General features: G+C 57.6%; 26 protein-coding genes. 8 read left to right on the top strand and 18 right to left on the bottom strand.

Going from position 1 to position 24924, the window contains the following annotated elements; all coding sequences use genetic code 11:
* Window positions 1–36 precede the first annotated feature (36 nt).
* A complete protein-coding gene (locus CFA77_RS10420; protein WP_206990634.1) occupies window positions 37–681 on the top strand; it encodes a hypothetical protein in 645 nt (214 codons plus the stop codon).
* 59 nt (window positions 682–740) lie between these two features.
* Window positions 741–1385, top strand: a complete 645-nt coding sequence (locus tag CFA77_RS10425) for a hypothetical protein (protein WP_206990635.1) — start codon at window positions 741–743, stop codon at window positions 1383–1385.
* A gap of 22 nt (window positions 1386–1407) precedes the next feature.
* Here CFA77_RS10425 and CFA77_RS10430 read toward each other — a convergent pair whose 3' ends face one another.
* From CFA77_RS10430 to CFA77_RS10470, 9 genes are all read right to left on the bottom strand, one after another.
* Window positions 1408–1896, bottom strand: a complete 489-nt coding sequence (locus tag CFA77_RS10430; RefSeq protein WP_206990636.1) for a DNA-deoxyinosine glycosylase — start codon at window positions 1894–1896, stop codon at window positions 1408–1410.
* A 21-nt stretch (window positions 1897–1917) separates the two neighbouring features.
* Window positions 1918–2274: an iron-sulfur cluster assembly accessory protein gene (locus CFA77_RS10435; protein ID WP_206990637.1), complete on the bottom strand. Its 357-nt coding sequence runs from the start codon at window positions 2272–2274 to the stop codon at window positions 1918–1920.
* A 35-nt stretch (window positions 2275–2309) separates the two neighbouring features.
* Window positions 2310–2693: an SUF system Fe-S cluster assembly protein gene (locus tag CFA77_RS10440; protein ID WP_206990638.1), complete on the bottom strand. Its 384-nt coding sequence runs from the start codon at window positions 2691–2693 to the stop codon at window positions 2310–2312.
* 8 nt (window positions 2694–2701) lie between these two features.
* Complete coding sequence (locus tag CFA77_RS10445; RefSeq protein ID WP_206990639.1) at window positions 2702–3925, bottom strand: aminotransferase class V-fold PLP-dependent enzyme; 1224 nt, start codon at window positions 3923–3925, stop codon at window positions 2702–2704.
* Window positions 3922–5148: a SufD family Fe-S cluster assembly protein gene (locus CFA77_RS10450; RefSeq protein WP_206990640.1), complete on the bottom strand. Its 1227-nt coding sequence runs from the start codon at window positions 5146–5148 to the stop codon at window positions 3922–3924. Before CFA77_RS10450 ends, CFA77_RS10445 begins: the two co-directional genes overlap by 4 nt.
* Window positions 5145–5906: a Fe-S cluster assembly ATPase SufC gene (sufC, locus tag CFA77_RS10455; RefSeq protein ID WP_034815776.1), complete on the bottom strand. Its 762-nt coding sequence runs from the start codon at window positions 5904–5906 to the stop codon at window positions 5145–5147. Before sufC ends, CFA77_RS10450 begins: the two co-directional genes overlap by 4 nt.
* 125 nt (window positions 5907–6031) lie before the next feature.
* Window positions 6032–6427 carry a hypothetical protein gene (locus tag CFA77_RS10460; protein ID WP_206990641.1) on the bottom strand — a complete coding sequence of 132 codons (396 nt, stop codon included), beginning with the start codon at window positions 6425–6427 and terminating at the stop codon, window positions 6032–6034.
* Window positions 6420–7964, bottom strand: coding sequence for a Fe-S cluster assembly protein SufB (gene sufB / locus CFA77_RS10465; protein WP_206990642.1), 1545 nt, complete (start codon window positions 7962–7964; stop codon window positions 6420–6422). The genes CFA77_RS10460 and sufB overlap by 8 nt, the downstream gene beginning before the upstream one ends.
* A gap of 254 nt (window positions 7965–8218) precedes the next feature.
* Complete coding sequence (locus tag CFA77_RS10470; RefSeq protein ID WP_206990643.1) at window positions 8219–9364, bottom strand: cysteine desulfurase family protein; 1146 nt, start codon at window positions 9362–9364, stop codon at window positions 8219–8221.
* A gap of 110 nt (window positions 9365–9474) precedes the next feature.
* Here CFA77_RS10470 and CFA77_RS10475 point away from each other — a divergent pair, with 110 nt between their 5' ends.
* Window positions 9475–10152, top strand: a complete 678-nt coding sequence (locus tag CFA77_RS10475) for an alpha/beta hydrolase (protein WP_034815576.1) — start codon at window positions 9475–9477, stop codon at window positions 10150–10152.
* Here CFA77_RS10475 and CFA77_RS10480 read toward each other — a convergent pair.
* Window positions 10149–11267: an anhydro-N-acetylmuramic acid kinase gene (locus CFA77_RS10480; RefSeq protein ID WP_242517317.1), complete on the bottom strand. Its 1119-nt coding sequence runs from the start codon at window positions 11265–11267 to the stop codon at window positions 10149–10151. The two genes, CFA77_RS10475 and CFA77_RS10480, sit on opposite strands and share 4 nt — an antisense overlap.
* Window positions 11268–11326: 59 nt before the next feature.
* Here CFA77_RS10480 and tyrS point away from each other — a divergent pair, with 59 nt between their 5' ends.
* Window positions 11327–12577: a tyrosine--tRNA ligase gene (gene tyrS, locus CFA77_RS10485; RefSeq protein WP_206990645.1), complete on the top strand. Its 1251-nt coding sequence runs from the start codon at window positions 11327–11329 to the stop codon at window positions 12575–12577.
* Here the strand turns inward: tyrS and CFA77_RS10490 are convergent.
* Complete coding sequence (locus CFA77_RS10490) at window positions 12574–15954, bottom strand: DUF3971 domain-containing protein (RefSeq protein WP_206990646.1); 3381 nt, start codon at window positions 15952–15954, stop codon at window positions 12574–12576. The two genes, tyrS and CFA77_RS10490, sit on opposite strands and share 4 nt — an antisense overlap.
* An 86-nt stretch (window positions 15955–16040) precedes the next feature.
* Between CFA77_RS10490 and CFA77_RS10495 the strand changes: the two genes are divergently transcribed.
* From CFA77_RS10495 to CFA77_RS10505, 3 genes are all read left to right on the top strand, one after another.
* Window positions 16041–16532 carry a peroxiredoxin gene (locus CFA77_RS10495; protein ID WP_206990647.1) on the top strand — a complete coding sequence of 164 codons (492 nt, stop codon included), beginning with the start codon at window positions 16041–16043 and terminating at the stop codon, window positions 16530–16532.
* 180 nt (window positions 16533–16712) lie between these two features.
* Window positions 16713–17936 carry a peptidoglycan DD-metalloendopeptidase family protein gene (locus tag CFA77_RS10500; protein WP_034815582.1) on the top strand — a complete coding sequence of 408 codons (1224 nt, stop codon included), beginning with the start codon at window positions 16713–16715 and terminating at the stop codon, window positions 17934–17936.
* Window positions 17920–18441, top strand: a complete 522-nt coding sequence (locus tag CFA77_RS10505; protein ID WP_034815584.1) for a polymer-forming cytoskeletal protein — start codon at window positions 17920–17922, stop codon at window positions 18439–18441. The genes CFA77_RS10500 and CFA77_RS10505 overlap by 17 nt, the downstream gene beginning before the upstream one ends.
* Before the next feature lie 75 nt (window positions 18442–18516).
* Here CFA77_RS10505 and CFA77_RS10510 read toward each other — a convergent pair whose 3' ends face one another.
* The 3 genes from CFA77_RS10510 to CFA77_RS10520 form a co-directional block, all read right to left on the bottom strand.
* Window positions 18517–18987 (bottom strand): NfeD family protein, encoded by a 471-nt coding sequence (locus tag CFA77_RS10510; RefSeq protein WP_206990648.1) that lies wholly within the window; start codon window positions 18985–18987, stop codon window positions 18517–18519.
* 4 nt (window positions 18988–18991) lie between these two features.
* Window positions 18992–19903 carry an SPFH domain-containing protein gene (locus tag CFA77_RS10515; protein WP_034815589.1) on the bottom strand — a complete coding sequence of 304 codons (912 nt, stop codon included), beginning with the start codon at window positions 19901–19903 and terminating at the stop codon, window positions 18992–18994.
* A gap of 140 nt (window positions 19904–20043) precedes the next feature.
* Complete coding sequence (locus tag CFA77_RS10520) at window positions 20044–20526, bottom strand: peroxiredoxin (protein WP_034815591.1); 483 nt, start codon at window positions 20524–20526, stop codon at window positions 20044–20046.
* Between the two features lie 119 nt (window positions 20527–20645).
* Between CFA77_RS10520 and CFA77_RS10525 the strand changes: the two genes are divergently transcribed.
* A complete protein-coding gene (locus CFA77_RS10525) occupies window positions 20646–21206 on the top strand; it encodes a YqgE/AlgH family protein (protein WP_206990649.1) in 561 nt (186 codons plus the stop codon).
* Here the strand turns inward: CFA77_RS10525 and CFA77_RS10530 are convergent, their stop codons facing one another.
* The 4 genes from CFA77_RS10530 to CFA77_RS10545 are packed head-to-tail and all read right to left on the bottom strand — an operon-like array spanning window position 21207 to window position 24887.
* Window positions 21207–22235, bottom strand: coding sequence for an EAL domain-containing protein (locus tag CFA77_RS10530; protein ID WP_206990650.1), 1029 nt, complete (start codon window positions 22233–22235; stop codon window positions 21207–21209).
* 10 nt (window positions 22236–22245) lie between these two features.
* A complete protein-coding gene (locus CFA77_RS10535; RefSeq protein ID WP_206990651.1) occupies window positions 22246–22815 on the bottom strand; it encodes a GNAT family N-acetyltransferase in 570 nt (189 codons plus the stop codon).
* Between the two features lie 3 nt (window positions 22816–22818).
* Window positions 22819–24198, bottom strand: coding sequence for a threonine synthase (thrC, locus tag CFA77_RS10540; RefSeq protein ID WP_206990652.1), 1380 nt, complete (start codon window positions 24196–24198; stop codon window positions 22819–22821).
* Window positions 24195–24887, bottom strand: a complete 693-nt coding sequence (locus CFA77_RS10545; protein ID WP_206990653.1) for an SURF1 family cytochrome oxidase biogenesis protein — start codon at window positions 24885–24887, stop codon at window positions 24195–24197. Before CFA77_RS10545 ends, thrC begins: the two co-directional genes overlap by 4 nt.
* Window positions 24888–24924 lie beyond the last annotated feature (37 nt).

Genomic DNA, 24924 nt, shown 5'->3' on the forward strand with positions numbered 1-24924 from the left:
TCGGTTCGGTTTAGGGTTGACGAGCCAGCATGGCTCATGCCCAATCTTGGGGAAGCACGCCTCAAGGAAAGCCCAATGTTCAAATACCTGATTACTGTAGCTGCCATGGTGATGGCAGCTACACCTGCACTCGCCGACTCAGCACCACGCGTCTGGATCCAGGAAAAAGATCAGTTGATCAGGGTCGACAGTTCAGATGCCGGCAAGGACCCGAACTTCAAAAGCCTGGTTCGGATCATAAAGGCGGAAGGCGGTGACCACCCGACCATCCAGCTGAGCTGCCAGATTACGACGAGTGGATACAAAGCCCTGAATTTCAGCGTCCAGCTCGATCCGGAAAACACCTATGAAGATGATGCTGATCGCAGTCCGCGCTTCCATCATATCTCAGGCATAATGGAGATCCGCGACGAGAAATTTCCGGACCGATACGCGTTTCATGCCAAATCAACCAAGCTGATCCCGCTTAGCCGTGAGGTGCCTTCGCGCATCTACAATTCCGTCGTGCGCGGAGACCAGGTGCAGCTGAAGGTAAAGGGTAAGAAGCGCGATCTTGCCTTGCCGGAAAAGAACGACGTATTCGTCGCCTTTGCCAAATTCTGCCCGGTGACCAATGGTGGCAAGTTTGATGTCTCGGTCTTTGAAATCCTGAAGGGCATGGATCTGAGTCCAAATCTCTGAGCGTGTAACTGTAACCTGCGCCTCACATTACTACGCTCCTTTCTGACGAGATAGATTCCATGACCCTGTCTTTGCCCAGGCTTTTTGCCTTGCTTTTTCTGAACGTTTTGTTGGTACAATCCGTGATGGCTGATGAGCCAAGAACCGCGGAACCCTCGGCAACACCCTCATGGGTGCCAGCATCTACGCTTAGTATTGAATATGATAGCAAAGATCCCGGTCGGTCCCCTGACTTCACGATGACTACGCGGGCGATCCGCTCATCCGGCTCGGAAAACTCGCCGATTGTATTTTCATGTGCGGTTTTCTCGGATGGCCGGTCTCGGATATACGCATCAATTCAGCTAAATCCGGGAGATCCCATACATAAGGACGTCAAACGTTTCGGGCAGGGTCGCACTCGTTTTGCGAAAATTGAAATCGATGGTGAGCGGTTTTCAACGTTGCTGATCTATCGCCGTCGGTCAAATACGGTTCATGTTAGTCCGCTCACTTCCACAGCACCGAAATTATACAATGCCGTTTTGAAGGATGCTGAAGCGACACTGATCATGGGTTCAAAAACCTATATGATCAATCTACCATCAAGGGATGATGTCTTCACTTATTTCGCAACGTCCTGTCCTGTCACGAACGGCGGAAACGTTGAGCGTTGGAACAGCGAACTCCTCAAAAAACCGCCGGTTCAATTACAAGCACGATAGTACATTTCAGAGCGGCCTTCATTCAGACCGCAGTCAATGCATCTCTCCAGCGTTCGCATTTCGCTTCGTATCGTATCGCCGCATAGGCCGGGCTGGTAGAAGGTGCGCTTCTGACAACTAGTTCTTGGAAAACTGGCGCAACATATCTCTCAAAGCTGCTTGACGCCTTTCCCCCATTAAGGACCACGCGCTGAATATGGGGATGATGCGCGAAGAACCTCTCGAAGTCGTTTGGCACCTCGTCCTTTATGTTTGAATCCAGACTGCCTTCGCGATGGCAAAGCTTCAGCACATCCCAGACTGCCACGCCCTGCTCTTTCAGGATCGTCGTGCGCTCGGCATAGGGCCGCTCCAACCCGGCCCCATAGACATCTCCCATTATGCGCCAGAAAGCGTTCCTGGGGTGTCCGTAATACTGATTGGCTTCCAGTGAGGCGATGCCAGGCATGCTGCCCAGGATCAGGATACGCGCATCTGAATCGGCTATGGGATCAAAGCCCTGAACAATCATCGGCCTTACCTGCCCCGCAGGCTATACCGTCGCCGGGATAATCGTCACGCTCTCTCCACAACCACAGGCATCGGTCTGGTTCGGGTTACGAAAGACAAATTTCTCATGCAGCGGCGTGACTTCATAGTCCACTTCGCTGCCGAGCAAAAACAGCACAGCCTTGGCGTCGATCAGGATGGTGACCCCATTATCCTCGACCACTTCGTCCAGCGGCTCGGGCGCCATGGCATAGTCCATGACATATTCCATGCCCGCACAGCCGCCATTCTTGACGCCGACACGCAGGAATCCTGCGCCGCGTTCCTGCATGATCTCCTTCACGCGCATTGCAGCAGCGTCGGAAAGCTTCACGGGCTTGGGTCTGGGTCTTCTGGCCATGACAATCACATAGGAACGAAAGCGTTCCGGTTCAATTAAAGCATGTTTAGCGCAAGACGGGCTTCGTCCGACATGCGCGACGGGTCCCAGGGCGGATCGAAGGTAAGGCGAACCTCCACATCCTGCACACCATCAACGGTGCGCGCGGCAGTTTCGATCCAGCCCGGCATATCGCCGGCAACTGGACAGCCCGGCGCCGTCAATGTCATGTCGATATCGACCTTGTAGTCGTCATCTATGTCGACCTTGTAGATCAGGCCGAGTTCGTAGATGTCGACTGGAATTTCCGGATCGAACACCGTTTTGAACGCTGTGATCAGATCATCGGTGATCCGGTTCAACTCATCTTGCGGAATCTTCGACCCTGCTTCCTCGGAGGAAACATCAACCATGTCGCGAGATGTCATATCGTCTGCCATGCCGTCACCTATACCAGCATTTCCCGCGCCTTGGCGAGCGCTTCAATGAACGCGTCCACTTCGGCGAAAGTGTTGTAAACTGCGAAACTCGCCCGCGCCGTTGCGCTGACCCCCAGATGCTCCATCAGGGGCTGGGCGCAATGGTGGCCGGCACGGACAGCGATACCGTACCGGTCGAGAATTTGAGCAATGTCATGAGGGTGCGCCCCTTCGAGGCTGAACGCCAGCACGGCACCCTTGTGCGGCGTCTCACCATGGATGGTCAGGCCATTTACGCCCCTGAGTCCCTCATAAGCGCGCGCGTACAGCGCATCTTCATGCGCCTTCACATCTGCATGATCGAACGCCGTCATCCAGTCCAGCGCTGCTCCCAGGCCGATAGCCTCAAGGATTGGCGGTGTACCTGCCTCGAATTTGTGAGGCGCCGTATTGTAGGTCACCCGATCGCGGGACACGATTTCGATCATCTCGCCGCCCCCCTGATAGGGCCGCGCACGATCCAGCGCTTCTGCTGTCCCATAGAGCGCGCCGATACCTGTTGGACCATAGAGTTTGTGCCCGGTCATGACATACCAGTCACACCCGAGCGCCTGAACATCGACCTGCAAATGGACCGCAGCCTGGCTGCCATCGGCCAACACTTCAGCGCCAACTTCATGCGCGAGGCGGCAAATCTCGGCCATGTCCGTCACGCTGCCGAGCACATTGCTCATATGGGTAATCGCGACCATACGCGTTTTCGGACCAATTGCTTCCGCCAGGTCTGTCATGTCCAGCGAACCATCTTCGTTCAGGCCCACCCATTTCAGGACAGCGCCATGGCGCTCCCGCAAGAAATGCCACGGAACGATGTTGGAATGATGCTCCATGATGGAGAGGACAATCTCATCGCCAGGCTCAATCCGGGCGGAGAGCGCAGAGGCGACAAGGTTGATGCCTTCCGTCGACCCCTTGGTGTATACGATATTTTCTGTCGACGGCGCGTTGAGGAATGCTCGGACTTTCTCACGCGCGGCCTCATAGGCCTCGGTGGTCTCGTTCGACAGGGTGTGAATGCCACGATGCACATTGGCATATGCCGTGCGCGACTGGTTTGCGATCTTGTCGATCACCGCATTCGGTTTTTGCGCACTGGCAGCATTGTCCAGATACACCAGCGGCTTGCCATTCACTTCACGTGACAGGATCGGGAATTCCGCGCGGATCGCATCGATGTCGAAGGAACGGCTCATACAGCGGCCAGCCAGGCTTCGGCTTCCGCGCGCAGCACTTCCTCTAGCGCGCCAGCTTCAGCAAATGCTTCGGCGACGAAGGCTTGTGTCAGCAGGGCGCGGGCCGTCTTCTCCGGCAAGCCGCGCTGGCGCATGTAGAACAATTGGTCATCATCAAGCGCGCCGCTCGTATTGCCATGCGCGCACTCGACATCGTCCGCATAGATCTCAAGCTCGGGCTTCGCGAAGACAACCGCGCCGTCTTCCAGCAACAACGCCTTGTGCTGCATGTCGGCATCCGTGTACTGGCCTGCCGTACGGGGAACAAAGAATTTCCCCTGGAACACGCCGGTGCCGCCATTCAGGACAGCGCCCTTTGTCAGCTGCCGGGTTACACAGGAGTTGGCCCCGTGACGCACATGGGTGGTAAAGTCCGTATGCAGATCCTTGCCGACAAGATAGGCGGCATTCAGCGTCGCCTTTGCACTTGGCTCTTGGTGCGTAACGCGCGTTTCGAGCCGCGCAACCTTGGCGCCAAAGGCGAGTGAGGTCTGTGTATAGTGCGAATCCGCATCGAGATGGACGAGCGCCGTTGAAGCAATCGTCTCTTCTGACGTACCGCGCTGATAGACCGTCCGGTTGACCGCGCTGCCTTTCTGGAGACCAAACTCGATCACGGAGGATGTCAGCCCCGCCCCGCCCAGATGGCTCTCCGATACGGTGAGCGCCATATCGGAGCGAACCACGACAACAACACGCGCGAAATTCGCTTCTCCTTCGCCGCTGAACTGGAAATGGAGACGCGGAAGTTCTTTCGAGGTCACTTCCAGCAACAGGGTGGCGGGTCTGGCCTTGCCGCCAGACAGGGATGCTGCCAACGCACCGAGCGGCACGTCTTCGGCCGCTCCCAAGGCCTGAGCTTCGTCTTTCTCGAAAACGTTCAGCCCGTCCGGAATATGGTCTGGCGGGAAATAGCCATTTGGCGAGAACCGGAAGACCAGTGCGCCAGCATGCGGAATCGGATCGTGCGCGGGCGGCGTGGAGGGACAGTCGAGCCCCTGCAGCGCCACCTTGAAGTCGGTCCATTTCCACGCTTCCAGCCGGCGATGCGGCAGTCCCGTCCTGGAGAACGCCTCAAACAGCCGCTCGCGGCGGGAATCTTCCGGTTGCATGCCATAGCGCGCGACCAGCTCCAGCTCCGCCGTCGTCGGATTGGCAATCATGTCCCGCAGGGCTGTGGTCACGCCACCTCCCCGAGGATGCCTTCATATCCTTCTTTTTCCAACCGATGCGCCAGTTCCGGGCCACCGGTTGCCACGATACGACCTTTGGAGAGGACGTGCACCTTGTCCGGCTGGATGTGGTCCAGCAGGCGCTGGTAGTGCGTGATGACCAGCATGCCGCGATCTGGCGAGCGCATCGCATTCACGCCGTCAGCCACCGTCTTCAGCGCATCAATGTCGAGCCCGGAATCCGTTTCATCCAGGATCAGGAAGTTCGGTTCCAGCATCATCATCTGGTAGATTTCCAGGCGCTTCTTCTCGCCGCCAGAGAAACCGACATTGAGCGAGCGCTTCAGCATTTCTGCATCCAGCTTCAAGGCCTTGCCGATTTCGCGGGACTGTTTGATGAAGTCCGGCGCAGATATCTCGTCTTCGCCACGCGCCTTGCGCTGTGAATTCATGGCCGCCCGCACAAAGGTCATGACGGGGACGCCGGGAATCTCGACGGGATACTGGAAAGACAGGAAAAGGCCCTTGGCCGCCCGCTCTTCCGGATCCATATCCAGAATGTCTTCGCCATTCAGCGTCGCGCTTCCGCCCGTCACCTCATAGCCGTCGCGACCGGTCAGCACATAGGACAGGGTCGATTTGCCGGCACCGTTCGGCCCCATGATCGCATGGACCTCGCCTTTCGGCACGTCCAGCGTCAAGCCATTGATGATCGTCTTGGCGTCATCGTCTTCACCGACAGTCGCGGTCAGGTTTTCAATCTTCAACATGGTGCGCATGTAAGCTCCCTAGCCCGGTGCGAAAAGCCCCGGATGCAGGAAATGGCCCGTATAACCGCTTGAAACAGGTCTGGCGGTCCGATTCTTCGGTTTTGCCGCACCTGGCCTCGGGTTTTTCAGGCGTCACGCTGGGACAGCATGTCAGATTCGCGGACCGAAAGGGTTTCGGTCCAGAGCGTCAGTGACGTGCATAGACCTGCGGCGTTCAGTTCGGCCTTGAGAATACCGTCAGTGCGGTACGGTTCATCCAGGGCCTCAATCAGTCCCCCGGCCTTCCAATGGGCCCAGTTATCCGCAATTTTTTCCACCTTGAACGACACGTCCACGATCCGCGCCCAATTCTCGGCAAATACAGCAACGATCTTCTCTACGCCGGTTACCGGAGCATTGAACGGCGTTTCGAACAATTTTGCGTCTTTACTCAACAGGGACTTGAGAAGCGCGACATCTCCGCCCTCCTGCGCCCGTGCATAGGCATTGAGCCAGTCTCCGAATGCGTCCGGATCAGCCAACGCTGCCCTCCAGGCTCACCTTGAGCAGGCTCTGGGCCTCGACCGCAAACTCCATTGGCAATTCCTGCAGCACTTCGCGGACAAAACCGTTCACCAGGAGCGCAACCGCTTCCTCTTCTCCGATGCCACGCTGGCGGACATAGAACATCTGGTCGTCCGACAGTTTGGTCGTCGTCGCTTCGTGCTCCAGTTGGGCATCAGCCCGGCGGTTCTCGACGTAGGGCACAGTGTGCGCGCCGCAGCGATCCCCGATCAGCAAACTGTCGCACTGGGTGAAGTTGCGCGCCTTGTCGGCCTTGCGGTTGATCGAGACGAGGCCGCGATACGTGTTGTTGGACTTGCCAGCCGAGATGCCCTTGGAGATGATTCGGCTGCGCGTGCGCTTGCCGAGATGGATCATTTTGGTGCCAGTATCGGCCTGCTGACGGCCATTTGTGACAGCGATGGAGTAGAATTCGCCCACACTGTCATCGCCGCGCAAGATACAGCTCGGATATTTCCACGTCACGGCCGACCCCGTCTCGACCTGCGTCCAGCTGATCTTGGAGCGGTCGCCCCGGCAATCGCCGCGCTTGGTCACGAAATTGTAGATCCCGCCCTTGCCGTTCTCGTCGCCCGGCCACCAGTTCTGGACCGTTGAATACTTGATCTCGGCGTCTTCCAGCGCGACCAACTCGACCACGGCGGCATGAAGCTGGTTCTCGTCGCGCATCGGCGCGGTACACCCTTCGAGATAAGAGACGTAGGCACCCTCATCGCACACGATGAGCGTTCGCTCGAACTGGCCGGTGTTTTCGGCGTTCATGCGGAAATAGGTCGACAGTTCCATCGGGCAGCGGACGCCCTTGGGCACATAGACAAATGTTCCATCAGAAAAGACGGCGCTGTTCAGCGTCGCAAAGAAATTATCCGACTGGGGCACGACAGTGCCGAGATACTTCTTCACAAGATCTGGATATTCGTGAACCGCCTCGGAAATCGACATGAAGATCACGCCGGCCTTTTCCAACTCCTTGCGGAAGGTCGTGGCAACAGAGACAGAATCGAACACCGCATCGACGGCAACGCGGGGCGTTTCGCGTGCGGTGGCTGCGGTTTCTGCCGCGCCTTCGACACCGAGCAGAACTTCAGCTTCGCGCAACGGGATACCGAGCTTTTCGTAGGTTTCGAGAATTTCCTTCGGAACGTCGTCAATCGACTCATACTTCGCGCCGGATTTGGGGGCGGCGTAGTAGTAGTAATCCTGATAATTGATGGTCGGATAATTGACCATCGCCCAAGTTGGCTCTTCCATGGTCAGCCAGCGCTTGTAAGCGGCCAGGCGCCATTCGAGCAGCCATTCCGGCTCTTCCTTCTTGGCCGAAATGAAGCGGATCGTATCTTCGGACAGGCCTTTTGGCGCCATGTCCATTTCGATGTCAGTGACAAACCCCGCGGAGTAATTCTCCGACTCGAGCGCCTTCGCGGCCTCGACCGTGCCCTGGTCAATGCTGTCCTTCACCTTCACTTCGGTGCAGTCCTCATCATGATCTTCCATACCGCCGCAGCAATCCATCCTATCCTACCTTCCCGGGTCCCGGAGCGCGATGCCCGCATCATACGGCCGGTTCGGTTCCTCAAGCCCGCGATGGCACATGCTGCGCGCGTCAACCGAACGAGCCTCCGCACAATCGCGGTGTGCGGCGCTACCAAGAGTGAATTTGCCGATCGGCTTGATCATCGCGCAGCCGGACAAGCCTACTGCGCAAGCCAGTATGCCAAAGGGAAGAGCGTGTCGTTTGAGTGAGACCATCAGGCCGTTTCCTTCAATACCGTCCGCCGGGCTGCGTCGAGCCAGGCATCTGCCACACCGGTGAAATCCTCCGGTGTGCTGTTCCATCCAAAGCTGGTGCGGATTGCCGATTCCGCAAGGGCGTCAGATGCGCCCATCGCCAGCAATACGAGCGAGCGCTTCACCTTGCCAGACGAACATGCAGATCCGGCCGAAATGCACACACCTGCCAGATCCATCGCCATGACCTGTGTTTCCGCCGCAAAGCCGGGCTTGGCGAAGTTCGATGTCCCAGCCAGCCGCTCGGCGGTCTTGCCCATAATCGTCACGCCTGCTTCGCGCTCCAATCGCGCTTCCATATCGTTTCGATACGAAGACAGCATAGCATATTTCGGCAGATCTCTCACGGCAGCCTCCACCGCCGCGCCAAAGCCCGCTTGCGCAGCAACATTCTCAGTGCCGGACCGCAATCCACGCTCCTGCCCGCCGCCATGGGTCACGGCCTTCAGCGGCGCACCCGCCCGGTGCCACAGCGCGCCTGCGCCCTGCGGGCCGCCAATCTTGTGCGCCGACAGGCTGAGATAGTCGACGCCGAGCAGGCCGACATTGACCGAACTCTTACCGAGCCCCTGCACCGCATCGCAAATCGTCAGACCGCCTGCCTCGCGCACGATACGAGCAGCTTCTCCCACTGGCTGGATCACGCCGGTCTCATTATTGGCGAGCATCAGGCAGAGCACCGGCGTGCTGAATTTGTCGTGATCCCAGTCCGCCAGTTGAGCCTGTAGCTGGTCCAGGTCCAGAGTCCCGTCTGGTGTCACATAGGCCGTCTGGACCCGGGCGCCGGAATGCGCCGCAGCCTTGGTGATTGCCTCGTGCTCGATCGCTGAAACAAGGAAAGTGCAGTTTCCGTCCAGCGCCGCGACCACGCCATGAATCGCCAGATTGTCTGCTTCGGTGCCACCACCTGTCAGGATGATGTCTTCTGCCCGGCTACCGATCGCGCCGCCAATGGCGGTCCGGGCCCGCTCGAGTACGCCGCGCGCGGCCCGGCCTGACGTGTGAACGGACGATGGATTCGTCGCGCCCATATCCCACACATCCAGCATGGCATGACGCGCTTCAGGCCTTAATGGCGAGGTCGCATTGTGATCGGCATATATCATGTAGCTGGATATACTCGCTTCCGGGCATTTTTGCAGGTGTAGAAAAATTTGCATTTCGCAGTTCAAATGGCTTATGACCGCGCCCTTCCCCCGAGACCAGCGAGTATAACATGGCAGAACTCATCATTCCGGGCCCTCAGGGCCGCATCGAAGCCCGTTACACCGAGCCGCCGCTTCCCGGCGCGCCGATTGCGCTAATCCTCCATCCTCACCCGAAAGCGGGCGGCACGATGCAGGATCCTATCTCCATCATGCTGTATCAAATGTTCGAGCGTCATGGGTTCGGCGTGCTGCGCTACAATTCGCGTGGCGTAGGCCGCAGCCAGGGTCAGTATGATCAGGGCATTGGTGAACTCGAAGATGCCGCCTTCGTTCTGGACTATGTCGAAAACCTCGCAGAGAGCCCGCGTTTTGTCTGGTGTGCCGGCTACAGCTTCGGGGCGTGGATCACGTTACAGTTGCTGATGCGCCGCCCGGAGATTGACGGCTTCCTCGCCATCTCTCCCCCGGCCAACCACTATGACCTTTCCTTCCTGGCACCATGTCCGGCATCCGGCCTGATTGTATCCGGCGATTCCGATTCGATCTCATCGCCTGAAGATGTTGAGCGTGCGCTGACCAAAGTGCGCGTTCAGAAGGGCGAACAGATCGACCGCACGACGGTCAAAGGTGCGAACCACTTCTATCAGGACAAGCGCGACGAACTGATCGGGCTCTGCGAAGATTACCTGCTACAGCGCCTTGCCGCCGCAGAAGAAAAGCTCCGCCTCGAAGCCGAGGAAGACTAGAAAATCAGCTTCCCGCCCCGCATCGGGGCGGGAACACCAGTGGTCGATGGCCAACTGATCGGCAATCCGCGCGCAGTGCGCGCGGCGAGGAAGGCAAATGCCTCCGCCTCGATCGAATCTCCCCGCCAACCAACCGCTTCTGCCGAATGCACTTCGCACCCAGCCGCGCGTGCCAACGCAGCCATAAGGACAGGATTGTGCCTGCCGCCACCGCACACGATCAGGCGCGCTGGATATTCCGGCAGCTGGGAAAGACCAATCGCGACGGCGCGCGCCGTAAACTCGGTCAGCGTAGCCGCGCCGTCCTCGACGGATAGACCGCGCACCATACTGGCGTTGAAGTCGTATCGGTCCAGAGATTTTGGCGGCGGTTGGTCAAACCAATCATGATCCAGGAGCTGAACAAGTAAGCCATCATGCACGCGGCCAGCCCCAGCAAAACGACCGCCCTCATCATGAGTCCCCAGGCCATGTCCCTCAATCCATTCATCGATGGGTCCGTTCGCCGGGCCTGTGTCAAACGCGACGAGGGAGCCACTGCTCATACGAGCGGTAATGTTCGCAACACCGCCAAGATTGAGAACGCATGCCGCGTCGCCGCCGAGGCGCTCTAGCAGTGCGGCATGATACGCGGGTGCAAGGGGTGCGCCCTGCCCGCCGGCGGCCACATCATCAGACCGAAAGTCATAAGCGAGCGCGACACCGAGCGCAGCCTGCATAGCGGGGCCGTCGATCAGCTGGAGGGTCGCCCCGGCCTGATTTCCCTTGGGTGCGCGATGCAACACGGTCTGACCGTGGACACCCGCAAGACGGGGCGCAGGCCCCGTCCAAGTCGCGAGCAACTGCTCCCATGTCTCAAAATGGGTGCGGGTAACAACCGAACACGCCGCATTGAAAACACCGTCCGGCTGAGGGCCAACCCAATTCCACGCGCGTGCAGCATCGGTGGCGCGCTGCAGTGCGGCGCGCTCTTCAGGTGCGTATTTACGCTCCGCAGTCGCTCCGAATTCCAGAACCTTTTCGCCATCAGTCAGTATCAGCGCTGCGTCAACGGCGTCCAGCGACGTGCCAGACATGAAGCCCGCCACCCAATACGGTTCAGATTTTTCACTCACAGAGTTCAAGATATCAGTTTTCCATGTTACGCGCGGCAGCTTCACGGAGACACGAGAAGATGAGCGAATACAAGTCAGAATTCCTGAAAACCCTGTCAGAGCGCGGTTACCTGAAACAGGTCACCCATCCGGCAGAGGTGGATGCCTATTGCGCCAAGGGGATTCCGACTGGCTATATCGGCTTTGATGCGACGGCTGACAGCCTGCATGTCGGCTCGCTCTTACAGATCATGATGCTTCGCCACCTCCAGAAGAGCGGCGGTAAACCCATCGTGCTGATGGGCGGTGGCACGACCAAGGTGGGCGACCCGACCGACAAGGAAAAGTCGCGCCCCTTGCTGACCGACGAGCAGATCGCGGCCAACATGGAAGGCATCAAGAAGGCCTTCCAGCCCTTCCTGACCTTCGGCGACGGGCCGATCGATGCGATCATGGTCAACAATGACGACTGGCTCGGCAAGCTTGGCTACCTCGAAATGTTGCGCGAAGTTGGCGTGCACTTCACCATCAATACAATGGTAAAACAGGACACGGTCGCCCGGCGCCTTGCGGCAGAGCAGCCCTACACCTTCCTCGAATTCAATTATCTCCTCATGCAATCCTACGACTTCCTCGAACTCTACCGCCGGCTGGACTGCCGGATGCAGATTGGCGGATCAGACCAATGGGGCAATATCGTTGGTGGCGTGGACCTGGTTCACAAGGCCGCCAGTGGCGACGCATACGGAATTACGGCTCACCTCATCACAACCGCGTCCGGCGGCAAGATGGGCAAGACCGCAGATGGTGCAGTCTGGCTGAACGCGGACCGCAAGAGCCCCTATGAGTACTGGCAATTCTGGCGCAACACAGAAGACGCCGATGTCGGACGATTCATGCGGCTGTTCACAGAGCTACCGCTCGACGAGATTGCCCGTCTTGAAGCGCTTGAGGGCGCGGAGATCAATACGGCGAAGGTCGTTCTGGCCAATGAGGCCACGAAGCTGTTGCATGGCGAAGCGGCCGCGAAAGAGTCGGAAGCTGCAGCAGCCGCAGTATTTGCTGCGGGCGGCCAAGCTGACGCGCTGCCAACTGTTGAAATCGCAACATCCGATCTTGATGGTGGCATGCTCATAGCCGCCGCATTCACAGCGGCGGGTCTCACAGAATCCAACGGCGCCGCGCGCCGCTTGATCAAGCAAGGCGCAGCAAAGGTGAATGATACTCCGGTATCAGATCAAAATGCATCCCTGTCAGCGGACGACCTTGTAGACGGGACAATCAAACTGTCCGCCGGCAAGAAGCGCCATGCGCTGGTCAAGGCAATCTAGAATTCCTCTTCGGGGATCGGTGGCAGCTCGGACGGGATAGGCTCATCTTCCGGTCGCGCTTTAGCCTCCGGAATATCCGTATCCGACGGGTTTTCAAATATCCGTCGGATGACACCCGGGGCGAGAGCAGACAGAGGATTGACCGACACGTTCGCCTTTTCGAGACTGCCGCGGATGCTATAGGTCAACGAGAAGATGCCCTCACCATCCCGGCCCACCACAAGGTCCCCAATAATCGGAATGCCCCCAAGGGCTGAATTCATGCCGAAACTTGGTACCAGCACGCCATCGACACTGATCTCGCTGTCGGCGCCAAGATAGCCGTTGGCGGTCAGGCCTAGCGCCGGGCCCTGCGCTTTCCCGCCAGTCACAACGTAACGATCCCCCGCCACGGTCAATGGAATGTCGATCCGCGAGAACAGAACGCCGTCACCTCCCAACGTATCTGCAAGTCCACGAAGAGAGGCGAGAGAGAGAATTTGAGTCAGGAACGGGGCATTGTGCAACCGCCCGTCCGTCACAACAATGTTGAACCGAGACGGCGCTCCATCGCGCGCAAGCGTGCCATCTATGTCCAGCCTCCCTCCTTCGATGAAGTCGAGATCGAGAAATGCGCTGGTAATGAAGCCGGCATCGCTGCTGACAACTTTGATCGCCGTGCCCTCCGGAGACGAGCCATCCAAATCGATATTGAAGGCTGACCCGTCATCCGTGTTTCCGGTCGCTGAGAGCTTCTGCATTCCGTTCACTGTTGACCGCCACGTGACGTCTGCGTTTCGCACATAAAGGCCAGCGCCAAGGGTAAGTGTGTCGACGTCGGCCCTGACGCTCAGCGGCGTACCATTGCTGTCATTCGCGTCGCCCAGCGCACCGATGCCTGGTAATGCGCCCGACAGATCAAGATAGCTGCCGGTCAACGCAACTTGCAAATTGCCATTCGGACCTCGCGAAATCTGTCCGTTCACGTCTGCAGTGTCTGCGAGAAAGGCCCGCCTCAGATCCGCCGAGACCAAACGGGAATCTCCCCCCAGTGTAAACTTTCCATCCAGATAAGCTTCTTCGCTGGTAAAGAGTACGTCGGAGGAGAAGCCCTCTTCGGCGCGCTCATACAGGACGGTCACCTTCCCCTCCTTGCCTGCGGTCTTTACCCAGCCGATTTCGGACAGGTCGAGACGGGCATTGGTCAGATCCATTACAACGTTTGCAACCGACACATCCTCACCTTCAACGGTCGCCTGAACTTCTGTGGGTACTTCGCCAGTCAAGTACGCCCTCCCCGGAAGGCCGAACCGATTCAACACATCCGGCGTGATAACCGCTTGTGCCGACAGCGCCGACGGAGCCTCACCATCCTTGAAACCGTCGCGCCAACTGAACTGGACAGGTGACGGACCAAGATCACCCAAGCCGGTAATGGTCATACCATCTTGGTCAACCTTGATGTCAGCCGTAGCGTTTGCCAGATTCAGGCCGAGCGCGGCGCGCTTGAGGCCACCATTGGTCAGCCGACCGATTGCCGTGTAGCGAACCGCTTCGTCTGGGACATTATCGAGTGCCGGTCGGAACAACTCGAATGTCGCCTCGGCATCGCCACTTAAACGCTCCTCATCAAAGCCTAGATCGAGCCGGGATTCATTCAACGTCGTGATAACGTTTGCTGCAGGGCCATGCCCCTTTGCAAATACGCGGAAATCCTCCCCTTTCGGATTGAAGGCTGGAAAGTCTATCAGGGCCTCGTCAATGTCCCAACCACCATAGTCGCCCTGGTCAACAGTTACCCTGAAACTGTTGCCCGTCAGGCGCCCCTTGCCGACGGCATTCCGGGCGGCGGGCAAGTCATCGAGAAACTTAACGTCCGCCGAGTTGATATCGAAGGTAAGGTTCAGGTCTTCATCCCTCAGATAACCTTCCGCGAAACTATCGCGTTGAAGCGTCATCTGCGCACGTAAATTGTCTACGTCCGTATTGCTGATCCGTTTGGCCGTAAAGGATCGCGCTCCCGTGCCCAGCGATACGGGCCAAAAGGCCAGCACGGTGTCCTTCGTGACTGTTCCCTCAGTTTCCAGCTCGATGGCTCCGATAATCGGAGATTCATTCTTCTCACGATCTGGGGTCATCGCGATATCAGTGATGAACTGGAACTGTGCGTCATTGGATACGAACGAAATCCGGGTGTCTTTTAAGCTGCGATCCGGAAAATTCACTTCTCCATCAGCGCGGAGATCGCGCAAACCAAGTGGCTCTGCAAAGGATGGTGTGAAATCAAGCGTCGCAGCATTGCTTCGCAGTTTGAATGGGCGTGGTCCGGTCCCTTTCAGCGCGTTTTGAAGTGTTAAGTCTGCTGAACCAGCGAACGGGCCAAATCGTAGTGAGTTCCCTGAGATGAGCAATTCATCGCCCGTCGCCGCATAGGTCATCTCGAGATCGAGATCCGTCACATTCATGCCGCTCTCACCGAACGGTAGTTTGCCCTCAGCAAGGTTGGCCTTCACCACAATCTTCTCGACGCCCGCTGCGCTGGACGTGTCAAACTCAACGGTAATGTCTGCTGGCACACCGGACAGGAATTCGCTGTCGGTACCCAGCCTCGCAGCAAGGTCCGCAAGAGACCATTGAGCGACGGCGAGAGAGGCTTGCATACGGCTGCCCAAATCGCTCGTATCAATGTCCAGCGCCAACCCAGCCGGCAAACCGGCCCCCACGCCACTGCCGGACATGGACAAATCTACTCCGTCTTCCGTGACGGAGAGCAGCCCTTTCGACTCCGTCAAGGTAAACAGAGGCGATCTGTCAGAAGCGAAGACGCGCATTTCAAAGTCCTCGTAGGACAAGCGCTCGAGACTGATGTCAGCCTTCTCTTCTTGTAGCACCACAAGAATTTGGGGAAGTACGGCGTTTATCCGTTCCAGCCATTCGCTCGGATTTTGTGGCATTTCACCGACCGGAATTTCAGGCAGTGGATCGCCCGCGATGTGCCAAATGCCATCGTCAGCTTGAGCAACATTGATCCAGCCATCGACCAGGTCGAGCCCAAGGACCTCCACATCACCCATTACGAGCGCGGAGCTGGACAGCACGATGCGGGCACGCTCGGCCTCCGCAGCCACATTACCTTCACTATCCAGCATCTTGATGTCATTTCCGGTGACAAGAACGCGCTTGTCTTCCGACGACCATTCCAGAAACACATCGCCGACAGTTACCGGTCTGCCATTGCGCGAATTGGTCAGGCCCTGCTCGATATCGTCTCGGAACATCTCCAATTCGATCGGCCCACTGGACAAACGGAAGACGAGCAACCCCGCCAGAACCAGAACAACCAGGATAAGTCCGCCGAGTATTTCAAGAATTACAAGTGAGGCTCTCTGGCGGACCAAATTAGGGACTCCGAAAATCTACGTCTAAAAATTGCGTTCTATGGCGATATATGCACACCAAGCTGACCGCACCATAGGAGGAATACATGGCGAAAGTACTGCAAGACGGTGAAAAGGCTCCGGATTTCTCAATGCCCTCCACGACCGGGCAGATCGAACTCAAGGACTTCTCGGGCAGCTATCTGGTTCTTTACTTCTACCCCAAGGACGACACACCCGGTTGCACGAACGAAGCGAAAGACTTTTCGGCGTTGATCGACGCATTCGCAGACCGGAATGCCAAAGTCGTCGGCGTTTCGCGCGATCCGCTTTCCAAACACGAAAAGTTCTCGGCCAAGCACGACCTCAAAGTGATTCTTGCCAGCGATGAGTCGGGCGAAACCACGGAGGTGTACGGCACCTGGATCGAGAAAAACATGTATGGAAAGACCTATATGGGCATCGCCAGACAGACCTTTCTGATCGGACCGGACGGTTCAATCATTAAATCTTGGAAAAAAGTCCGGGTGAAAGGCCACGCAGAGGATGTGTTGAGCCACCTGCCGGACGGAACAAAAACGAGCCAGGACAAGGTTTAAGCCCCTAAAAACGAGTATTAACGAGAGATTTACCCTAATGGGGGAATATTTTCAGGAATTATGCTCGCAAGGGGTTCCGTCCCTTAGTGATTTCGGTATTTATATTTCTACGGGTTTGGGAACTTGCTGTAGGTGTGATTGCAGTAGGCGGTGTGTGATTCCAGTCGACGGGTGGCGTTAATGGCGAAATGGAGTGCGAACCTCAAGGCGACGTTCGATCGTGCATTTCCTGAACGACAAATATATCACCGGAGCGGCGGTACCGTCCGGTACATTTCCATTTCTCCATGGCAACAGGCAATTTGCGCCCTCGGCGCCACGGCGCTTGCTGGATGGACAATTTTTCTGACCGGCACCTTCGCCCTTGGCGGCTCAACCGGCACGCTTACCGGCAGCTCCGATGATCGCGAACTCGCCAAGTATGAGCGCTGGGTTCAGGAGCTTCGCGCCAAGGATGCGCTGTCGCGTTCACTGCTGGAAGAGCGCACAGATGCCTTTCAGCGCGAAACGGCCGAATGGGAAGACCGCCAGAAAGCGCTCGAGGATTTGTTTGAGCAGCTGAAGGGCGATGAAACGCTCGATGTTTCGGCCCTTACAGGCGATGGCGCGGACCTGCTGGTTCAGGCGTCTATCGAAGAAGCCGACGACCGTCAGTCTCGTGACAGTTTCCGCATGACGGCCACACTCGACACGCGAGGCAATCGCGTCAGCGTCAAGAACCTAAAATACAATCAGGAACGCATGCTCGACGAGGCGGAAGACCTCGCCATTGAGCGCGCTGAACGCGCGCGCAGCGTGATCCAGCTGACCACGATTGGCAGCGACCGCATCATGGAAAGCGCAGAGATGGGCGGTCCGCTTGTCTCGATGGCAAACCTGACGGCTGGCGGCGAGACGCTGTCGGCGCAGGACGCCAGCTTCTACAACCGACTGACCGAGACCCAGGCTCGCGTCGCCGAGATGCAGTATTACGAACAGATTGTTGAAAGCCTGCCCCTTGGTGCCCCGGTTGGCGTGCCCTTCCGGTACACCAGCCCTTATGGCATTCGGGTAGATCCTTTCATCAAGAGACCGCGTTGGCATAACGGAATTGATGTCGCTGCCTATGGTGGGGCGCCGATCGTGGCGTCCGGGCCGGGCACCGTCAGCTTCGCAGGCGCACGGTCAGGGTATGGACGCGTGGTCGAAGTGGATCATGGATACGGCTTCAAGTCGCGCTATGGTCACCTCCGCTCGATTACTGTATCAAAGGGCGATACGGTCGAAGTGGGCGATCTCGTGGGGAAGATGGGCACGACCGGAAGAAGTACCGGATATCACCTTCACTTTGAGGTGTTTTTCAACGGTAAAGCATATGATCCAGTAAAGTTTTTGAAAGCAGGCCGTCATGTTCACGAAGAATAGCAAATCCAATGACACCCCTACCCCACCAGAACCCATGAAGACGGCGCCCGCGCAGGATGCGATCCGCGGCGCGTCTTCCAAGCCTGCCGCCCGTGCAGCTTCCATCATCTGCGCCGACATGAAGATCAATGGCTCGGTCTCTTCTGAAGGCGCCCTCCAAATCGACGGCACTGTCGATGGTGATGTCGCCGCGACAGACATTACGATTGGTGCCAGTGGCCACATAACCGGCGAAGTGAAAGCCGAAGTTGTACGCGTCAAAGGCCGCATCAAAGGCTCCATCCGAGCGCGTAAGGTTGAACTCGAAACCGGTGCCCACGTCAAAGGCGACATCGTTCATTCGTCGCTCCAGATCCAGTCGAACGCCGTATTCGAAGGTCAGGTCAAACATGCGGATGATCCGCTGAAGGACACCTCACCTAAAGCAGCGGCGGCCGCCAATGAATCCAAGCCTGTCGCGTCTTCCGGCCCATCGGCATACGGAATTTCGACGTCCGCTTCCTGATCATTTCAGAACCCAATTGAATAAAAAGGCCAGCTCGATTGAGCTGGCCTTTTCCGTTTTATTTTCAGCTATCAACTATGACATTACGCGACGCACAATCGCGGTCGTCATCTTGGCACCTTCGACCACTACAGTGTCGCCGGTTCGTACCAACTCGCCCTCCACCGCTTCGGCCCGCCACACGGTATCACCTATCCGAACCTGCCCGGTCCCGGAAATGAAGTCACCCATTGCAAGCCCTCGCTGGCCGACCAGGGAAGCCATGCGTCGATTGAGCGTCGGATGCTCAGGAGACGTTTTTCGAATCCCGGACAGCACCGTGCGTCCAAGGATGACCAGCACGGTTGCGGCCATGCCGAATACGATCATCTGACCCTGCCAGCCCGACAATGAATCTGGGGCAAAATAGGTGAAAGCGCCCGTCAGCCAGGCGGCTATGGAAACCATGAGCAGGTCGAATGTCCCGCTCATCATCTCGATCCCGAAAAGGATCAGCCCCAAGGCCAGCCAGTGCCAGAATGTGAGTTCAGAGAAGACTTGTTCCATTGGATTAATCTCCCTTATTGCCGGTCAGCCCCTTGATGCCCTCAAGTGTTCCGATGAGGCTCGAGAATTCAGCCGGGATGATAACCGTCCGCTGCTGATCCGACTCCGCCAGTTTTGCGAACGCTTCGACATAAGCCTGACCAAGGAAGTAGTTGACCGCATTGACGTCGCCCCGCGCAATTGCTTCGGACACCATCGCTGTGGCCTTGGCTTCGGCTTCAGCCTCGCGCTCGCGAGCTTCAGCATCGCGAAAGGCAGCTTCCCGGCGTCCCTCGGCTTCGAGGATTTGCGCCTGCTTTTGGCCTTCAGCCTTCAGGATAGCCGACTGTTTATCGCCTTCAGCGGTCAGGATTTCCGCCCGCTTCAGGCGCTCGGCCTTCATCTGGCGCGCCATGGCTTCGGTAATATCGGCTGGCGGGCTCAGGTCGGCAATCTCAATTCGGGTGACCTTCACGCCCCACGGATTGGTCGCCGCATCGATAACAGTCAGAAGGCGCGCATTGATGTCATCCCGGTTGGACAGGACTTCATCAAGATCCATTGAGCCGACAACAGTACGGATATTGGTAAGGGAGAGGTTCGTGATGGCGTGGTTGAGGTTGTTGACCTCATATGCCGCCGCCACTGCATCAACCACCTGGATGAACACAACCGCATCGCACGACACCATCGCGTTGTCTTTGGTTATGACTTCCTGCTGCGGCACATCGAGCACGGTTTCCATCATGTTCATCTTCCGGCCCACCCGCTCCAGAAAGGGTGTGATGATCGACATGCCCGGATTGAGTGTGCGGGTGTAGCGTCCAAACCGCTCCACCGTGTAATTGTAGCCTTGAGGCACGAACTTGAACGCAGATGTCAGGCCAATCAGGCCTACGACGGCCACCAGAACGACCACAGCAAAAAACGGATCCATGTATTCCTCTCCTTCTGTTACTCAGAATTAATGTGGGAGAGGTTTTCCGTTTTTCAATAAATTTTTGACGAAAAACGGCGCGCCCAGCCCCACCAGACACGCCGTTCTTCTCATAAGTTACTTAAGAAACCTTGTCTGATTTAGAGCTGGTTTAGCATGTAGTCCGCGCTGGAAACCTTGAACTCGCCGCCGTCTTCCACGTTGAGTTCGGCAACCGCGCCATCCTTGACGATCATGGAATAACGCTGCGAACGCTGTCCCATACCAAAACCGCTTGCATCCATTTCCAGGCCAAGGGCCTTGGCAAAGGCGCCGTTACCGTCAGCCAGCATGCGCACGGTCTCTCCTGCACCGGCATCCTTACCCCAGGCGCCCATGACGAACACATCATTCACCGAGGTACAGACGATTTCGTCCACGCCCTTGGATTTCAAATCTCCGGACTTGTCGACGAAGCCCGGCAGGTGGCGTGCGGAACAAGTTGGGGTGTACGCGCCGGGTACCGCAAACAGGGCGATCGTCTTGCCGCCAAACACTTGTTCGGTTGTGCGAGGCTGTGGGCCGTCTGCCGTCATTTCCATGAATGTGGCTTCCGGAAGCTTGTCTCCGACTTTGATGCTCATCAGCTGGTCTCCTTGATGCTGTGTTGCCCAGATAGGACGCCAACGCCTCCACGACAAGCGCACCACACCTTGCCAAAGCGATACAATTCGCCCAGCATCATCCTAGAAAGGGTCACCAGATGGACGCCGACCTCACAGGCAAACTACTTATCGCCCTTCCCGGTATCGGCGATCCGCGTTTCGCGCGCTCAATTATTCTGGTCTGCGCCCACTCTCCCGAATTCGCCATGGGAATTGTACTCAACAAACCAATGGTCGGGCTGACCTTGCCGCAATTACTTGAACAGCTTGATGTCCCAGTGGAAATTGACGTTTCGGAAGATCTGGTGCTCGACGGAGGGCCGGTGAGCAGTGATCGCGGCTTTGTTCTTCACACTGATGACATCATCAGCGAGGGTGCTACGCTCGAGATCGACGGTACTTTCTGCATGACGGCAACCCGCGACATCTTGCACGCCATAGGAACTCGGGACGCGCCAAAGCGCTCCGTTCTCGCGCTGGGTTATTCAGGCTGGGGTGCTGGTCAGCTAGAATACGAGTTGGCCGAGAATGCCTGGTTGATTGGCGAACCCGATACGGAACTGGTATTCGGCGAAAGCCATGAGGCTAAATGGGAAGCCGCACTTGGCCATCTGGGTATAGACAGCGGTCGATTGCAGATACTGCCTGGAAACGCCTGATCAATTGATCAGAAAGGCAATGGCTGCGGCTTCCTCCATCGGACGCGCAAAAGCAAAGCCTTGAGCGTAGTCAAAGCCCAGACTGCGCAGCTTTGCTGCATCGTCCTTGTGTTCAACGCCTTCCGCCGTTGTGGTCATGTCCAGTCGCGCCGCCAGCAAGGTTAGCGTGCCCAGTATCGTGTCGGTGCGGTGCTGGCCCAGACGGCGCGTGAGCCCGTGGTCCACTTTCAGACTGTCAGCTGGAAAATCCGCCAACCAGGCGAAAGACGAATGACCCGTCCCAAAATCATCCAGCACCAATCCCGCCCCCACGGCCTTCAAGGCCATGACAGCCGCAAGCGCGTGGCTTTCGTCGCGGAGTGCAGCTTGTTCCGTCAATTCGATGCGGATTGCCTTCTCTGGCAAGTCGTATCCTTGCATCAGCGCCTCTACGAGCGCTGGCAGCGTGCTGCGCGACAAATCCCGTGCCGTCAGATTCACGTGCATGAAAAGATCGGATCTGCCGGAAGACTCCCGTAACTTTGAAAGCGTCTCGGCAGAGCGTATCAACATGTTGGACGCGAGGGCTTCATCCTCGTACCGGCTCGGTGGATTGCGAACTTCACCATCATCCCATCGGGCCAGCGCTTCAAAACCGGCAATATGCCCGCTGCCAAGTGAGATAATGGGCTGGAAAACTGGGTAGAGATCGGGACCGGGCTGCAAGTCAGACGGATCAATCTCCGCAAACTCGTTCCCGGCCAACAGCATGCCGTGCGCGTCTTCTTCACTGATGAAAGCGCCGACCAGATGAATATCGGCCCCGCTGGACAGTCTCAAATCGCAACGAACGGGTCCGTCTGACGTGCTGAATGCCTGCGCCAGTCGCCCTCGGCTAAGCCCCTCGAACATCTGCTCAATGGCATCGATAGACCATTGTCCGGCCAGATCAGAATGATCACTACCCTTTGGCGCCTCAATCAGGAGATGCCTGCTGGCGGCATTCCAGTGCCAACTACCTTGAGGCTGGGTCGACTGATCTGACATCATCTCGTGCAACCTATCGCGAAGCACTGGGCCTGACGAGTGCGAAAAGGACATGGTCGCGGCGTACGCCCGCGATCTCGAGATATTCTTTAGCATGTCCTTCTTCCCGAAAGCCGTTTGTTTCCAAGACTTTGCGGGAACGCAGGTTTGATGCCAGAATTCCGGCCTCGACGCGATAAAGATGTAATTCCCGGAACGCCCAGTCGCAGACCGCGCCTACGCCTTCCTGCATCAGTCCCTGACCCTGATGATCCTGTCCAAGCCAGTAACCAAGACTGGCACTGTTGGCGGGCCAGCCACGGACATTGGTCAAGGATATTCCACCGACAAGCTTTCCGTCCTTCAATCGCCGGATCATGAACACGTAAGCGCGACCGGACTTCCACCCATTCTTCCAGGCTTGCAACCGACGCGCCCAATCTGCGCGGGAGTTTGCATCCTTTGGCCATGTCGGCTCCCAGGGTTGCAGATGCTTACGGCTACGCTTGCGCAGGCCGGACCAATCCTCAAAATCCTTCTTGCGCGCAGGCTCGATGACCAGGCGGGTTGAAACAATGACCGTGTCCTTGCGGTGCGCGGCCATGACCTAGTCGGCCAATCGTTCCACGCGCGAGCGCACAACACCGAGGGTCGGCTCTACCCGTTCGAACACTTCTTCATTGGACATCACGCCTGTGGCAAAATCTGGCAATTTCGCCTCGCGCCCTGTCGCTTCAAGTACCGTTTCCGGGAACTTGGCGGGTGATGCCGTGGCAAGGACAACCGTGGCGACGTCCGAATCGGGTGCGAGGCGGGCGACGCGCGTGCCGACGGCGGTGTGAGGACAGATCAGCCAGCCTGTATCGGATTCGAACTGGCGCATCTCTTCCATCGTGTCTGCATTGCTGACACTTTGCACACGAATGCCTGAACAGCCCAGTCGACCCGTTGCAGTCTCGGGCAACTCCGCTTCACCCGCCTGTTTGAACCGCTCATAGACGCTGCGCACCGCATCGCTGTCGCGACCCGACAGCTCGAACAGGATCCGCTCAAAATTGGACGGGATGGAGATATCCATGGCCGGGCTTGGCGTCGCCACAGTCGGTCGTTTGGACATGACGCCAGAATTGAACAACCGCATAAGCGCATCGTTTTCGTTCACCGCGCAAACAATATCCAAGCCGCCCGGCAACAGTCCGCAACGCGCCGCTACGTATCCAGCCAGGGCGTCACCCATATTTCCACTTGGGACAACAAAGCGGATTTGCTGGCCTGCAAGGGCAGCTTGCGAAGTGGCATAGTATACCATCTGGGCTGCGATGCGCGCCCAGTTGATCGAGTTCACGCCCGATAGGCTGACGCGATCAACAAAATCGCGGTCTGCGAACAACGATTTCACAATCGTCTGGCACTCGTCAAAGTCGGTATCAAGGGCGAGGTTGAGAACATTGTCCGCACCGGTTGTCGTCATGAACAGACGCTGGATGGGAGAGACACGTTCGAATGGGTGCAAGATCACGAGATCGGCATGCTTGGCACCCGCGAAGGCCGCCGCGGCTGCGCCGCCTGTATCTCCAGAGGTCGCGCACATGATCGTCATACGCCGTCCTGTTTTGCCGAGCACAAGATCATACAGCTGACCAATCAGCTGCATGGCGACATCCTTGAAGGCGAGGGTCGGGCCGTGATGCAGTTCCAGGAGCCAGCTGCTCGGACCTGACTGGGTCAGCGGTGTCACCGATTGGTGAGCAAAGGTGGCATAGGCGCGTTCGCACAGGCCCAGTACTTCTTCCTGCGTCAGCGTATCGCCCGCAAAGGCCGAAATGACCCGCGCGGCGACCTGGGAATAGGGTTCTCCGGGTTTGGCTGGCGCGATGGCAGGATAGGATTCGGGGATGTAGAGGCCGCCATCCGGCGCCAGTCCCGCAAGGCATGCACCGATGAAATCAACGGGCTCTGACTGCCCCCGAGTGGAAATATACTTCATTCCCCGTTCCTTCTGCGAAACCGCAACCGGCCCTTTTGATAATGGAAGGCCAGATACACACCCAACAGCGCCATGGCGAGCCCCCACCATGTGATCGCGTATCCGAAATGCCGCTGTGGCGGCAGATCATCATCCATGCGCAATCGCGCAAACGGATTTGGCCCTGCCATTGCGCGACCATTTTCAATCAGCCGCAATGTCTGGGGCTCGAATGCTTCCGGCACCACGCGCTCGGCGACATCCGCCGGCAAAAGATCTGCGAGATCATCAATACTGTAGGCGTAGAAAACACCTGCCTCCGGCGCATCGGGGCTCGCGAAGGCATTGCGGCTGCCTGGGGTCTTGTAGATGCCACGCGCCGAGAAATTCAGATTGGTCCCGCATTCGGGCCCCTGACATGGCGTTGGTGGCTCCACCTGATAGAGAAGTTCGATGGTCGTAAAGATGACTCGTTCGCCTTCATCAATCGCCACTACGCGTCGCCATGACGATGCGCCGTCGGCATAGGCATAGACCATGGCTTCACTGCCCGGCACGACCCGACCGTCCAGGCTCACCCAGTTTGGCTCTGTTTCATCCAATGCCATCTTTGCGCTGAACCGACCATATTGCCAGTTCCCCAGCATGACGAGGATCGCAAGCGATACCACCGTAAACAGCGTCAAAACGGGATAGGGGCGAAAGCGCATGGGCGTGTCCGAAAGGTTTTGAAAAAAGGCCCGCCAG

It is taken from the genome of Hyphomonas sp. KY3, from assembly GCF_017309975.1.
Lineage (GTDB): Bacteria > Pseudomonadota > Alphaproteobacteria > Caulobacterales > Hyphomonadaceae > Hyphomonas.